Raw genomic sequence first — 14174 nt, 5'->3', positions numbered from 1 at the left:
GAACGGCTTGAGCCCTGTCGAATACAGGTCTCAAGCCGCTTAGGTTGGTTTTCATTATTTACCCTGTCTACTTGACGGGGAGCAGTTCAGAAGTTAAGGTGTTTTTTTTGTTTTCAAATATAAGCTTTTTAATTTCTTCTTGTACATTTTCTTCTACTTTAAAGCTTCCTGAATCCGAGCGCTTTCTTCGGATCAATCCTTTCAACCCTGATTGTTGATATTGATTTACCCAATGGTATAAAGTTCTTTTTGGAACCCCTGATTCTTCAGCAATATTACTCAAACTTTCTTCATGCTTAAGATAAGGGGCAATCACTTGATATTTATCCATCGCATTTTGTCGTAGTTCTTCTGAATATGAAGTTAATGGAGGAAGTTCTTGGTTCATGAGAACACCTCTTTCCCACGATTAAATAAAATTAATCGTCAATTTTTATTTATCCAAGTAACGATAAAGCGTTGACTTGCTGATTCCTGTCATCTCAACAATTTCTTTCACACTATATTCCTCACTTTCGTACAATTTTATTGCTCGTTCAATATCTCGTTGGTTCACAGGAGGACGCCCGCCTTTTCGCCCTCTAGCTCGAGCACTTTTTAAACCTTCTTTTGTGCGTTCAACAATCAAATCTCGTTCAAATTGACTAAATGCTTGAAACACAGTCATCATAAGTCGCCCTTGGGGAGTGACCGTATCAAAATTCTCTTTTAAGCTGATCAACTTTACATTATGTTCTTCAAAGTAATTTACAAGATCAATTAAATCTTTTGTGCTGCGCCCCAAACGAGAGAAGCTTTCCACGATAACTGTATCATCTGGACGCAATTTATCTTTCAGCCGATTTAATTGCGGACGGTTAGCTTTGGTTCCCGTCATTTTTTCGGTCAGTATTTCGTTGCAGTTATGTTCATTGAGCAAATCCAACTGACGAGACAATTCTTGTGATCGTGTACTTACCCTTGCATACCCATATATATACCCACTCATAATCCTCTTCCTTCTCTATTTTGATTTTCTCAATTGTATCATAAAGGGTGGGTAAAGATACGTAGATAAAGAGCAAAGTTTTGGCACTAAAAAACCCTTCTTCTAGTCTATAAAAGTTGTTATTTAAAATCGTCCCATAATCGATTGTTTTTGAGACAAAGTAATTTATAAAAAATATGCCTCTAACGTTTTTAGAACGTTAAAGGCATATTAACTTCAGACAGTTATTACTATACCCTAGATTTATGGGTTTTGATAGAATTAATTAGATTTTAATAAACGAAGTCCATTCAGAATAACGACCAACGTACTTCCTTCATGAATAGTGACACTGATTGCTATATCTGTTAGACCTAATAAACTCACTACAACTAAAAAGGCTACGACTGCCATTGAAAAAAGGATGTTTTGCCATATGACACGATTCATTTTAGAAGAAATTCCATGAGCTTTAACCAATTTAGATAAGTCATTCTGCATTAAAACTAAATCAGACACCTCTACTGCTACATCGGTTCCGTCTCCCATGGCAATCCCTACATTTGCATTCACAAGGGCTGGGGCATCATTTACACCATCACCCACCATTGCTGTTACGCCGTATTTCTCTTTTTGCTCGTCTATAATTCGAGATTTATCTTCTGGCATGACATTCGCGATTACTTCATCTATTCCTAATTGTTCAGCAACTGCTTTTCCTGTCATTTCTGAGTCGCCAGTGATTAGAGTGGTGTGTATGCCTTGTTCTTTAAAGTATTTAATAGTTTCTTTTGCATGTTCACTTGGAACGTCCATGAGAGCTATAAGTCCAATGACATTCTCATCTTCTGCTACATATACGACTGTCTTACCTTCTGATGCCCACTCATTATTTAAACGAATATATTCATTTGCAACCTCGTCAAATGAAGTTGGTTTTCCGATCCGATAATTTTTGCCGTTGTAATCTCCTGTCAACCCTTTACCAATCTGATTTTCTACTTCAATAGTCAGTTGATTTTTTTGTTCAAACTTTCTTAGAATGGCATCTGCTAAGGGGTGATTGGATTCTTTTTCAAGAGCTACCACGATATCAATCATATTTTCTTCGTTCACGGAATCAGCAAAATAATAATTGGTTACTTCAGGTTTTCCTTTGGTCAAAGTTCCGGTCTTATCAAATGCAATGGCTTGAGTATCGGCTAATTGAGACAGGTAAGAACTACCTTTTGAAAGGACGCCTTTTTTGGCCAAGTTAGAAGTCGTCGATAAAGTTACCGATACAGTAGCTGCTGCTAAAGCACAGGGGGAAGCTGCCACTAAAAGGATCAATCCTCTATAGATACTTTGTGACCATGTCCAGTCTAGGAGAAAAGGAGCCAATAACATGAATAACGGAATGGCAATTAAAACAACTGTAACGTATTTCGGTTCAAATTTTTGGATTATACTCGCAGCTTTTGTTTGGTTGTCTTGGTTCTGGTTTACTAACTGTAAAATTTTTGAAAATACTGTATCTTTATTTTCTTTAGTGACTTCCATTGTGAAAGTACCTGTTCCATTGATTGTACTTCCGAAAACGTAGTCTCCTTTGGACTTCTCTTTTGGGATACTTTCTCCATTAATAGACGACTCATCAATGGACGTAGAGCCTGACAAAATGACGCCATCAATGGGGACTTGATCGCCATTCAATACTTGAAGTTGATCTCCCACTTTTAATTCACTGACATCAACAATCTTTGTATTCCCATCAGGCAAAATTAACCGAGCAGTCGTTGGATTCATTTCGAGTAATTTCGTGATTTCTCGTTTACTTCTTCCTTCAGCGTAATCTTCCAGGAAATGTGCGCCTGAAAAAATGAGAATCAACAACGTTCCTTCCCAAAAATTCCCTATTGCTGAAGCTCCTATAGCCGCTAATCCCATTAAAATATGAGAATTAGGCGTGAACTTATTATTTGCTTTTGTGTTCTCAATTGTTTCCCCAAGGCCTTCAAGAATAATGACATGATACCCCGCACTGATGGTAGCGATTGAAAATAAAATGTTTTGTAGCAACTGATAATCTTCATTCAAAAATAGAGCGATCACTGCTAATACTAAACCAATAAAGTATAAAACGATTGGCATTTTCCCGTGATCATGGTCATGGTCGTGGTTGTGATTATGTTTTTCTTGAGATTGTTGTTCTTCGATAGTTTCCATTTTTATCACCTTCCTATATAATTCCTTTGATTTCCATTCATTTACTTATTAAATCACACAAATTCCCACTAAAAGAAGAGAAGTATTCATGTAATTTCCATTGTCTCTGACTCCTTTCAGTTGTCCCATATGTAAATCGAAATCTTTACGTTTTACATATGAATAACAAATCATATGTTTACAAAATCATATTAACTCACTGTATGAGCTTTGTCAAGACAAGATGCTTCTTGTTCAAATGGACTACTATTATGAATACAAAAGTCTTAATTTAGTCTATAAACTAAAAACTTGCATCGTTTTACCCATGTGGTATTATATATGAACGGAAAATCATATGAGAGGAATAAGAGCATATGGATACATCAACATCTTCGCCAATCAATAAAGAGAAGATTCAATCAATAAGCAAATTATTCAAAGTGATTAGTGACCCTACACGCTTGTCGATTCTCTTTCTCTTACAGAAAAAAGAACTCAGTGTTGGAAACATTGTGCTTGCATTGGATATGGAACAGTCCGCGATTTCACACCAACTAAAAATATTGAAAGATTCGCGTTTAGTGAAGGCAAGGAGAGAAGGGAAAAGCATGGTTTACAGTCTTGATGATCTTCATGTTTTCAGTATTCTCGAACAAGTCTTAACTCATATCAACGAACTAGAACAATAAAAGCTAATAAGGTATAAAACCAAATGGAGGTTTTTAAAATTTCAAAGTCAGAGAAACAAGAAAATCACTCGCACCAAAATCAACCGAATAAGAATATTAAAATTGCTTTTTTCACCAACTTTATTTTTTTTCCATGATTGAATTTTTCTTTGGGTCTCTTTTCAATAGTGTGTCAATTATGTCCGACGCCGTTCATGATTTAGGAGATTCCATTTCTATTGGATTCGCTTGGTTTTTCCAGGGGTACTCAGAAAAGCAGCAAGATGAACAGTTCACTTTTGGTTATAACCGCTTTTCATTATTAGGGGCGTTGATAACTGGAGTAGTACTGATCGGCGGCTCATTTTTTATGATTTACCGAAGTATCCCACGTTTGATTGATCCGCAACCGGTTAATTACAGTGGCATGTTTTGGCTTTCACTCGTGGCTATTGGATTGAATGGATATGCGGCTTGGATTCTAAGCAAAGGGTCATCTAAAAACGAAGGCATGTTGAACCTGCATATGCTAGAAGATGTATTAGGGTGGATTGGGGTCTTGGTTGTGAGTATCGTAATGAACTTTACCGAGGCTTATCGATTGGATCCAATCTTATCGATTTTGATAGCACTCTATATCCTCTATAAAACTGTACCTGAATTTTTCAGTACAATGAAAATTTTATTGAACGGTTCGCCGGAAAATGTAAACGTAGAGAACCTGGCGAACTCCATTAACAATATTCCTGCTGTAAAGGACCTCTCTCATTTTCACATTTGGTCACTGGACGGAGAAGAAAATGCCCTTATCGTTACGGTTCTTATAGACTCTTCCGATATAAACAAGACTAGGGAAATCAAAGAAGAAATTGCAGAGCTTGCCCATACATCGGGTGTAAAGGATCATATCACAATAGAAATAACTACAAGTAAAGACGAACTGGAAAAAGGGTATGCTTATGGCAGTTAAAGTATTTATATATTGAAAAAAGGACTATTTTAAATCGAGTAGGAGACTAGTCAATTAATGGCTAGTCTCCTACTCGATTTATTAGTGCAAAGCACCCCTTAAATTTAATGCAAAATAAAATTACAATTTACACCCCTCTTTTTGATTGAAATACTTTAGAACTGGCTAGTTATGTCCCAGCCTCTTTTCATTTTAATGTGTATTAACTATCAATTATGTCTTTTTAACGTTCGTTTAAAATACATGATTAATCAGTGTTTTCTTCAAAGACTTTAATTAAAAACGTAATATTCGATCCGGCAAGATTTAGAGCATATTGTGTTAAATAGTCAGGTATATGAATCAAATCCATTCCTTGACCATGAGCAGTGTTTTTATTTCGTATTGTAGCTAGACCTTCAAGCGTTGTCTTTAAAGAATTTAATTGGGTCATATAGTACGAGGGCAAGAGGCCATTATCAAACAATGTCTTAATTAGAGGTGCAGCAGTCTGCTTTTCCATTTTCCAACCTTTAAGTATACAAATTGTTTTCATTGTACTTTCAAAAGATTTAGCAACGGAAGTAATAGCTTCATCATTATTTCCGTTTTTATAATGTTCGTGTGCTTCTAAATACTCGTCTAATGCTCCCTCGAAACGTGGATCATGAAGCAATAACAGCGCAGGTTTAACTGCTTCATGATGCAAAATCATAGAATCAACTTTAATAATTTGATTGTTAATAAACTCTAGACCTATTCCATTTTCTCTAAATCTTCTATTCAATGTTTCTACATAGCAATTTTTAGATGCATCGTTAATTCTAGGATAGTTGTAATAATATGAATTCATCATATCGATGAAAATCAATTCAATCATATCCACTACCCAATCGTCCTCTGTACACTCTACTATGAAATGGAGACATAGAGCGACAGGATCCGCGGGACGAGAGGTACATCCAGGTGCAGAAGTTAATGAATAAATGCCATGTTCTTCGCAGATGGTCGAAACAAATTTTCTGAAATAATCACGAGATTGAGGTGTAGAGCCATTGCTCACTGAATACATTTTTTTAATCAAGTGAAAAACTTGGAGCCTGAATTTTTTAGGGAGATTTTCATATGGATAGATGCTTTGGACTTCAGTTTTTTGTTTTTGAGAAAACAACATCATCGTCACCTCTAACTCTTAAGATTAAGGATTAACAATACTTAAGACTTTTTTTCCTTTAAGATTGCTTAATTGCAATTTAGGTGTTGCCTCAACTGAATCGTATTCTATGCCAGCAAAGGTCTTCAAAATCGCCTCGAAAACAATTTGAGCTCCTGCAGGGGGAACGGCCATGCCGATTTGTTTGCGTACCTGTTCTTTGCTCCCAATAAATACGAAATCATCCGGGAATGTTTGGAGGCGGGCCCGCTCACGGTTTGTCAAAGCGCGTTCTTCTTCCCAGTGATACATATGCGTACCGCCACCACCGCTACCTGTCACGGTATATGCTGGACGGTTTGGATCCAATCGTTTATAAATCGAACTCAGACGTGCACCCTTAACGTTTAAACGTAAGTGTTCTGGAATTCCTAAGTACCAAGCGTTTTCGCCAGGAGGAATGTGTCTGAGCATTTCTACCACTTTACTAGAATGCTTAGTCAGTTCGTTGTTCATTGCATCTTCTGGAATCGGAGGATTCAAGATTGCCTCACTTGCTGTTTTGACATTGTCGAGTGTGTTAAGTGGCGCCGGAACTTTAAATTCGATTCCTTGCTCTGCCAAATCTTTGCGAATCCCAACGATGATGATCCGGTGACGAGCCTGAGGGACGCCATAAAGTTCAAATTTATAGAGGTGAGGCGTCAATACATAGCCGCACTCTTCAAGCTCAGTCAAAATCTGAATGAACGCTTTACCTTCGTTGGCACTTTGAAGACCACCGACGTTCTCTGCGACGAAAAATTTTGGTTGATACTCGTTCAGTACTTTAACTCCATAAGAATAGAGAGGACCGAATGTACCGTTCAATCCATGCTTCTCACCTACTTGGCTGTAGTCATTACATGGGAATCCGAATGCGAAGCAATCGATGTCACCCAGGACAGACTTGTCTCCGATTGGAAGTTGTTCGACGGGTCCGTGATGGACGGAATTATCATCAATATCATCACAGATGTTGAAACGGAATGTTTTACAAGCTTGCTCATCGTAGTCGTTCGACCATTCATGTACGATCCGATATTCCTCGTTTGTCTCTGGATGAATCACGCGTGCATTTTTCGCACCAAGAGAAAGGCCACCTGGACCATTAAATAGTTCACCTTTTTTAAATATCATAATAAAACTCCTCACTGTTAATGCTAATAAAAACGAAAGTATGTTCTTGCTTACTCATAAGCCTATTCTACATCTCTTTTTAACAAATAGCAGCCCTTAAGCTCAAATTACAAAAACTAAAATACAGAAGGCTATCAAAGTAAAATCATTCAATGTCGAATGATTTCACTTTGATAGCCTGTTGTAATCTAAACTTAGCAACAGATACCTAAGAGGGGGAGGAACAATTGAAAGATAAGCGCCTTAGAAACTTAAGAGAGTTATGTGAAATGTACCTCTGTTCGAGTTTCATCACGGAAGAAATCATAAGTGCGTTCAAGGAACATTTGGCACAAAAGGATATCAGAAGGATCCTATCGGAAAAGACAGGACGAGAAGTCAACTCAATTTATCGAGACGAACGTGCCGGAAACGTCTTCAATGCGATCACGTTGATTCGATACTGGAAAGCCTCACTTGAGATGAAAGAAGAGCTGATGAATGGGACGATATCTTCTTTTACAAAAAACAGTGATCCATCAAATATCTCGATTCTCGAAATCCAAGAAATCATTAGAAAGTATGCAGAGACTATCGAATCGGTATCTGAACTCGATGGTGAAATTGAGTTTGATGAGGCAGTCGAAAATCATTTTGATGTCATCTATCGAGTCGTCGAATATTATGACAAAAATCCATTGCCGGGAAACCGAATGGTCAAAAAACAATTATTGATTGAATTGAATGAACGACCAGACATACGAGAACGTAAAAATAAAATGAGAAGCGAAAGGATGAAACGATATGGCTGAACGTAAAGTATGGTTTATCACACGACCGGAGAGAGATCCTCAATTCCACGCGGAGGCCGTCACTGCATTGAAAGAGGCGACAGATAATTTCACAAAGAAATGGGAAGGGAATCGAGAACTGCACAAGCACTATGAATCGGTCCTCGCGGCACATGGATTAAAGCGTAACAACGTAAGCAACGATGGATCAGGTGGACGTACGTGGTGTGCGATGTTAAAGACGTTCTCGTATTGTTACATCGACAAAGAAGGATTTGTAAAACCGACTAAGGTAGGGAAAGCTTTAGTAGACGGGGTCCAACCGTATGAAAATGTGAAGAAACAAATTCTTACGCTTCAAATTCCGAATGCCTATTTCATGGAAAAAGGATTCCGTCCGAAATTCGAAGAGGGATTCCGTATTCGCCCTGCGCGCTTTTTAATCAAACTCGTACAACGTGCAGATCTTGAGTATCGTCTATCTAAAGAAGAAATCACGTATTTTGTTTTAACCGCACAAAAAGACTCACAGGAACAAGAGGTTGTCTCAAAAATCCTATCGTTCCGAAGTGCGTCTCCAGAACAAAAAGAAGCAATGAAGCAAGAGGTCGCGGTTCACTACGATCATCGAGCCCGAAACGATAAGGCCGCTCGCGATTACTATCAGGCTCATTCAGACGTTGCACACACATTCATGTTGCTATGTGAGTATACAGGACTAGTTGAATATGAGAGAGGAACGTCGATTCTGAAAACAAATCTGTCTTTGGTCGAGGCGGCGATGAAGAGTATCGCTTACTATGATACGCGTTACCCGTTTAACACTCGTTACCTCATATCAGTGGAACGGATGGCCCAGAGCAGCGGCCTAGACATTGACAGCTACAAATCAAATGAGTTTGGTGACATCAAACCTGCCAATAACTCGGCTAAAATGGCCAAAAAAATTGAAGTCGCTTTAAGTAAAATCCCTACTCCCACAGAATGGACAGATGAAGAGCTTCTATCTTATCTCGAACCTATCTTCGGGAAACGCGATGCACTAAAAGCTGTGAGTGCGGTTCGAGCCGGACAAGGAACGATGAACCACCTTTCTGAAGATTTTGTAGAGAGATATCTAGGGGACATGACGCACAATGAATTTGAACGAACGACCACTGACATCTTGAAGGCAATCGGTTTCGAGACAATCTATCAGCCTAAAATTCAGGGTAAGCAAACAGAAATCGAAATTCTAATTCGTTCAGGTTCCATTCATGGCATCATCGACACCAAACATTACCCGAATGGATTTGGCTTAACGCAACAGCTCGCGAATTACATGGCATCAGAGTACATTCAAAACTATATGACATATGACGATAGCAAGCTTGAGTTTTATGGATATGTCACCTCTGGAGGCTTCACGGGTGAGAAAAAATTAAAGTCAATCACGTCTCTTGCGGAAAAATTAACAGGTGAAACGATCGAAGGATTAATGATCACGCGTGAGGTGTTGATTGGTTTTCTAGATTATTGTTTGGAGAATCAAATCCCTCGAGAAGAACGGGTCCGTTTATTTATTGAGAATGCTAAAAACAAAGGATTCAATGATTTAAAGCAATTCGTATAAATCAAAATACAAATCCAGTTATATAAGTGAATCGTGCCGCGAAGGGAAGAACAATTGTGTTCTTCCCTTCTATTTTTGGAAAGTCGAGGAGCGACACTTCGTTTCGTGACGCAGACTTCGAACAACCGCCAGGGCGTTAGTCTATCGATTGTTCGACGTGAATGATTGCCTCGAACGGCACATGGATGATCCCGTCCCTTTGATTGGCCAGCTCGACGGTCCGCTCCATGTAGTTTGTCCGGTGCACGAATCCTCTGAATCGTTTCATCTCCCGCTCCTCCACATATTTCACCTCCACCAGATTCCCACTGAAGATTGCATCATTCAGCACGTTTTCATAGACCGATAGGACCTGTTCATCGACATCGGGCATCTCGATCTTTTGAATTTCCTTGTAGTATTTCGTCAGTAGGGCCCTATGTTCGGGCATGAGAAATGGGATCCATTTCAGTTCGCCCCGATCGCGATACATCGTCATCATGATTCTCCTTCCATAAAAAACGAACATTAGTTCTTATTTTATACCCGGTTTATCTCATTTGAACAGCCTTTTTCGTGATTGGTGATCCGTGCGTCCTGTTTCCGTACTCTAGCTCGCTGGTCGTCGGTGCAAGGGACGTCAAAAAAATGACGCGCCCTCCGGTCCGTCTTCCTTCGCTTTTGGCTCAAAGCAAGGCTTTTCGCTCGTTGGCTACGGAAGCCTGGTCCTCCGTTTGCTCTACGCATTTTTTTGAGGCTCTCCCTGCGGTCGCCCTTGCACCGTCTCCCGACGCTCGCTGCGTTCCCGTCAACAGGACGCACAACGGTGTTCGTTCTGAGGACAGCTTATCCGAAAGGGGACAAACCATCATGGAACTATCGTCAATCATCGAGGTCATCCGTATCAAGCAAGAGGTTCGAGAGGAAATGGTCGCCCTCGAGCACGCCGTCATCCAATCACCCGACAATGCTCGGCAAATCGGGGCATCCTTTATCGGGGATGATGACCGTGAGGTGTTCCTCGTCATTATGCTCAACACGAAGAATCGGGTCATCGGCGTCCATCGGGCGCACGTCGGGAGCGTCAATTCGAGCGTCGTTCACCCGAGAGAAATCTTCAAATGCGCGATTTTGAACAATGCCTCGTGCATCATCGCCTGTCACCAACATCCGAGCGGGGACCCGAGCCCGAGCCGGGAGGATATCCTCGTCTCAGAACGGTTGCATGAAGCGGGTGACCTCATCGGCATCCCGGTGCTCGACCATCTCATCCTCGGTGCGGACGAGTCATATGTCAGCATGAAACAGCGGGGCTATATGGGTTGAACGGAATGGAGCGGGGCCGGGGGACCGGCCCTGGTCCGTCCGGTAAGAGCAAGGAGGAAAAACATACGTTTTTCTTTTACAAGATTGGCGACTCGCGTTGCTCTCGCCTGGATCCAGAATTCGAATCCGGGAAAAGGAATGTTTTCGCGTGGCGAAAACAAATGGTTTTGGTGAGAAGTCAAAGGCATAAAGAACTCGCGTTGCTCTGTTTTTTCATGAATGTGTATTTGCGATGTTTGGATTAATGAAAAATGAGTGCTTGTTTGGTGAAAATGGTCATTTTTCCTACGTAAGCCCTGGGCTTGTTTCAAACAAGCCCAGGGCTTATATGAAACAAGCCGAGATGTCGAGTGGTCAGATTCAAGGTATCGTTGAGCTATCAACAGGAGAGGATGATTCAAATGAGTCACACATTGGACCAACAAACGATCAAAGAGATGAAAGAGGTATTGCTTAGAAGACTTCCTGAACGGATGGACATCGATCCTGAGGCATTTGAGTTGGTAAGCATGGATATCCTTTGTGAGGTGAAAGAAGGGGAACGATTGAAACAGATGACGGTCTTCTTTAATACGAACACGCTTCAAGTACATAACTGATTGTTTCGAAATGTATACATGTATACTTGTATATTTGTATACACGCATACATTTTTATTTAGTGAGTCTTTGAACGAAGCGTGAATCGCATAAGTATTGGGAATTGGTCTATAAAAACTGAAAGGGGTGAGGCGTGATGGACGAGCGGCTACTTGATGACTATGCGTTCGAAGGGTTGGATCCGTTCGTCCGGTTCGATGAGGGACGGAACTCGCCTTATTTTCGCGTAGTGATCTATCTGGATGCGGAAGAGCATCCGATCAAGAGCGTATATCTATATGGGACCTGGGAGGTGGCGGATGGAGACGTCAGCTTCGTCGTCTCAGAGCTATCCAAGGGTGTATTCGAATATGAAGTGATGCATGTCCATTGGCTCATCAAGTATCGCTTCGAGGATTGGGGCGTGTCCGAGGACGGGGCCTGGGAGAAGAAATGGTGATCCGTGCTCATGCGTGAGCGTCTAACGCCTTAGGGCGAAGTCGCTCATCGCACCGCTGCCCCCCTGACGGCCCGATAACAAGAGCTGCTTTAAAACGCATCTCTATGTTCCTGGTCCTTTCTAACGGGAGGCACGGAGCGTAAGGGCAACGTCAAAAGCAAAAGCGTGGGCGCGTCTAACGCCACGCAAGGAACACCATTCGGCCGAATGGTGTTTTTTGAAATCTTAGGTTTATAAAAACAAAATTATACCAAAAATAAAATTAAGATAATATAAAATTGTAAATGTATTGAAATGTAATTTTTTTTACATTATTGTGGTAAATGAAGTGAAAAAAAAACAGGAGGTATACTTATGAAGAAAATTGTAGGGGGATTAATGATACCTGTGTTAACGCTCTCATTAACAACGGGGATTGGATCTGTTCAAGCAAGTGAAAATCAATCAAGCGTAGAAAAAGCGACAGAGGTTAAGGGTAATATTAATATTCCAGCAGAAGAAATCGTTTCTCTTAAAGAGTTTTTAGCTACATACAATGTAGACGTGGTGACTCAAGAGAAATTAATAAACAAGCTTGAAAATGGAGAGATTTGGGATTCTCTAAAACCGAACGTTGAGCCAATTGATTTTATTCAGAACAGTGATAAAGCGGGGAATATTGAACAGATTGAGATTTACGCAGATGGTTCTGTTGCGGCAACAACTATTGAGCCGACTACGGTAGAGACTTTTGAAGCAACACCGTCAGTGCCTGGAATGATTCAGCCTATGACTGTAACGCCAGGAACGGTTACAGGGGGATCGGGATATAAAGCATATACAAAAGCCCAAGTTCGTAGAGATACTGGTGTGATTGATGCATATTTTTATGCGGATTTCACTTTAGTACAGGGTGGGATGGATTTCATTCAAAGAGTATACGGTCATAAACTAATTGGAAGAGGTGGAACCACTACTTTTACTGGTCTGAAAATAACTAGAGCAAAAGAGACTCAGGATTATAAATCATCTGCGACATTAGATTTTAAATTTACTCCATATAGAGCAGGAGCAGTATCTTGCTGGTTGAAATTGTATGTAGGTAAAGATGGTTATAGCTCGGCGTATAGTTACTAACTTTTTTAACAACGGAATATAACAGATTAAATAAAAGGTCGAAAATTCGCACTTTTATTTAACGGGACGGGCAATTTTCATTGCTCTCGCACGGATTAAGAATTAGGTTCAGAACCGTGTTAAAATTCAAAAAACATAATTATCCTTTAAAATAAATTAAAGGAAATAATTATCATTAATGTATTGAAATGTAATTAAAATTACATTATTGTGGTAAATGAAGTGAAAATAAAAACAGGAGGTATACTTATGAAGAAAATTGTAGGGGGATTAATGATACCTGTGTTAACGCTCTCATTAACAACGGGGATTGGATCTGTTCAAGCAAGTGAAAATCAATCAAGCGTAGAAAAAGCGACAGAGGTTAAGGGTAATATTAATATTCCAGCAGAAGAAATCGTTTCTCTTAAAGAGTTTTTAGCTACATACAATGTAGACGTGGTGACTCAAGAGAAATTAATAAACAAGCTTGAAAATGGAGAGATTTGGGATTCTCTAAAACCGAACGTTGAGCCAATTGATTTTATTCAGAACAGTGATAAAGCGGGGAATATTGAACAGATTGAGATTTACGCAGATGGTTCTGTTGCGGCAACAACTATTGAGCCGACTACGGTAGAGACTTTTGAAGCAACACCGTCAGTGCCTGGAATGATTCAGCCTATGACTGTAACGCCAGGAACGGTTACAGGGGGATCGGGATATAAAGCATATAAAAAAGCCCAAGTTCGTAAAAACATTGGTGTGGCTGATGCATATTTTTATGCGGATTTCACTTTAGTACAGGGTGGGATGGATTTCATTCAAAGAGTGTATGATTACAAACTAGTTGGTAAAGGTGGAACCACTACTTTTACTGGTCTGAAAATAACTAGAGCAAAAGAGACTCAGGATTATAAAGCATCTGCAAAGTTAGACTTTAATTTTGTAGCCTACGATGGACTTGGATCAGTTTCATGCTGGTTGAAGTTGTTTGTGGGTAAAGATAGCTATAGCTCGGCATATAGTTATTAAATATCAGTTTTATTTGTAAAAAGGCTTAATTTCATTTATGGAATTAAGCCTTTTTGCTTAAAACTAGACTAAATTAGTCAATTTGTTTAAGTAATTTTTCTATTTCATTTACTTTGTTAGATATGTAGTCCAACTGTTGCTTTTCTATAGCGGATCTTTCTTCAGATTTTTTCTCATATCTATTAATAAATCTAAATATGAGAATTAATGCTA

15 protein-coding genes are annotated in these 14174 nt (G+C 39.7%); 9 read left to right on the top strand and 6 right to left on the bottom strand.

What is annotated here, in order from left to right; translation table 11 throughout:
- Nucleotides 1-67 precede the first annotated feature (67 nt).
- The 3 genes from KNP79_RS13730 to KNP79_RS13720 all read right to left on the bottom strand — a co-directional run bounded on the left by KNP79_RS13730 (nucleotide 68) and on the right by KNP79_RS13720 (nucleotide 3175).
- Nucleotides 68-388, bottom strand: a complete 321-nt coding sequence (locus tag KNP79_RS13730) for a helix-turn-helix domain-containing protein (protein WP_215192820.1) — start codon at nucleotides 386-388, stop codon at nucleotides 68-70.
- Between the two features lie 45 nt (nucleotides 389-433).
- The gene (locus KNP79_RS13725) at nucleotides 434-988 is read right to left on the bottom strand and encodes a recombinase family protein (protein WP_211779434.1); all 555 of its coding nucleotides are present in this window, start codon (nucleotides 986-988) and stop codon (nucleotides 434-436) included.
- 261 nt (nucleotides 989-1249) lie between these two features.
- Nucleotides 1250-3175, bottom strand: coding sequence for a heavy metal translocating P-type ATPase (locus KNP79_RS13720; protein ID WP_214844997.1), 1926 nt, complete (start codon nucleotides 3173-3175; stop codon nucleotides 1250-1252).
- Between the two features lie 356 nt (nucleotides 3176-3531).
- Between KNP79_RS13720 and KNP79_RS13715 the strand changes: the two genes are divergently transcribed.
- Nucleotides 3532-3846 (top strand): ArsR/SmtB family transcription factor, encoded by a 315-nt coding sequence (locus tag KNP79_RS13715; protein WP_168413572.1) that lies wholly within the window; start codon nucleotides 3532-3534, stop codon nucleotides 3844-3846.
- A gap of 133 nt (nucleotides 3847-3979) precedes the next feature.
- On the top strand, nucleotides 3980-4795 hold the full coding sequence (locus KNP79_RS13710) for a cation diffusion facilitator family transporter (RefSeq protein WP_215192819.1): 816 nt from the start codon (nucleotides 3980-3982) through the stop codon (nucleotides 4793-4795).
- Nucleotides 4796-5042: 247 nt separating this feature from the next.
- Here the strand turns inward: KNP79_RS13710 and KNP79_RS13705 are convergent, their stop codons facing one another.
- Together KNP79_RS13705 and KNP79_RS13700 are read right to left on the bottom strand one after the other, a co-directional pair.
- Nucleotides 5043-5951 carry an STM4504/CBY_0614 family protein gene (locus KNP79_RS13705; RefSeq protein ID WP_176705764.1) on the bottom strand — a complete coding sequence of 303 codons (909 nt, stop codon included), beginning with the start codon at nucleotides 5949-5951 and terminating at the stop codon, nucleotides 5043-5045.
- 21 nt (nucleotides 5952-5972) lie between these two features.
- Entirely contained in the window at nucleotides 5973-7106 is a 1134-nt protein-coding gene (locus KNP79_RS13700; RefSeq protein WP_012390455.1) for a DNA cytosine methyltransferase, read from the bottom strand.
- Between the two features lie 227 nt (nucleotides 7107-7333).
- Here KNP79_RS13700 and KNP79_RS13695 point away from each other — a divergent pair, with 227 nt between their 5' ends.
- Together KNP79_RS13695 and KNP79_RS13690 are read left to right on the top strand one after the other, a co-directional pair.
- The gene (locus tag KNP79_RS13695; RefSeq protein WP_215192818.1) at nucleotides 7334-7897 is read left to right on the top strand and encodes a DUF5057 domain-containing protein; all 564 of its coding nucleotides are present in this window, start codon (nucleotides 7334-7336) and stop codon (nucleotides 7895-7897) included.
- Complete coding sequence (locus KNP79_RS13690; RefSeq protein WP_012390453.1) at nucleotides 7890-9488, top strand: AlwI family type II restriction endonuclease; 1599 nt, start codon at nucleotides 7890-7892, stop codon at nucleotides 9486-9488. Before KNP79_RS13695 ends, KNP79_RS13690 begins: the two co-directional genes overlap by 8 nt.
- 136 nt (nucleotides 9489-9624) lie before the next feature.
- Here KNP79_RS13690 and KNP79_RS13685 read toward each other — a convergent pair whose 3' ends face one another.
- Nucleotides 9625-9966, bottom strand: coding sequence for a YolD-like family protein (locus tag KNP79_RS13685; RefSeq protein ID WP_251132980.1), 342 nt, complete (start codon nucleotides 9964-9966; stop codon nucleotides 9625-9627).
- Nucleotides 9967-10337: 371 nt separating this feature from the next.
- Between KNP79_RS13685 and KNP79_RS13680 the strand changes: the two genes are divergently transcribed.
- The 5 genes from KNP79_RS13680 to KNP79_RS13660 all read left to right on the top strand — a co-directional run bounded on the left by KNP79_RS13680 (nucleotide 10338) and on the right by KNP79_RS13660 (nucleotide 13961).
- The gene (locus KNP79_RS13680; RefSeq protein ID WP_131486123.1) at nucleotides 10338-10793 is read left to right on the top strand and encodes a JAB domain-containing protein; all 456 of its coding nucleotides are present in this window, start codon (nucleotides 10338-10340) and stop codon (nucleotides 10791-10793) included.
- 401 nt (nucleotides 10794-11194) lie between these two features.
- Nucleotides 11195-11392 (top strand): hypothetical protein, encoded by a 198-nt coding sequence (locus KNP79_RS13675; RefSeq protein WP_214686153.1) that lies wholly within the window; start codon nucleotides 11195-11197, stop codon nucleotides 11390-11392.
- 136 nt (nucleotides 11393-11528) lie between these two features.
- Nucleotides 11529-11831, top strand: a complete 303-nt coding sequence (locus KNP79_RS13670; RefSeq protein WP_176705762.1) for a hypothetical protein — start codon at nucleotides 11529-11531, stop codon at nucleotides 11829-11831.
- Nucleotides 11832-12185: 354 nt separating this feature from the next.
- Entirely contained in the window at nucleotides 12186-12947 is a 762-nt protein-coding gene (locus KNP79_RS13665) for a hypothetical protein (RefSeq protein WP_215192817.1), read from the top strand.
- Between the two features lie 249 nt (nucleotides 12948-13196).
- Complete coding sequence (locus KNP79_RS13660; protein WP_214686151.1) at nucleotides 13197-13961, top strand: DUF5626 family protein; 765 nt, start codon at nucleotides 13197-13199, stop codon at nucleotides 13959-13961.
- Nucleotides 13962-14174 lie beyond the last annotated feature (213 nt).

It is taken from the genome of Exiguobacterium sp. s7 (assembly GCF_018618195.1).
Taxonomy (GTDB): domain Bacteria; phylum Bacillota; class Bacilli; order Exiguobacteriales; family Exiguobacteriaceae; genus Exiguobacterium; species Exiguobacterium mexicanum_A.
This window is presented reverse-complemented; position numbering and strand designations above follow the sequence as displayed.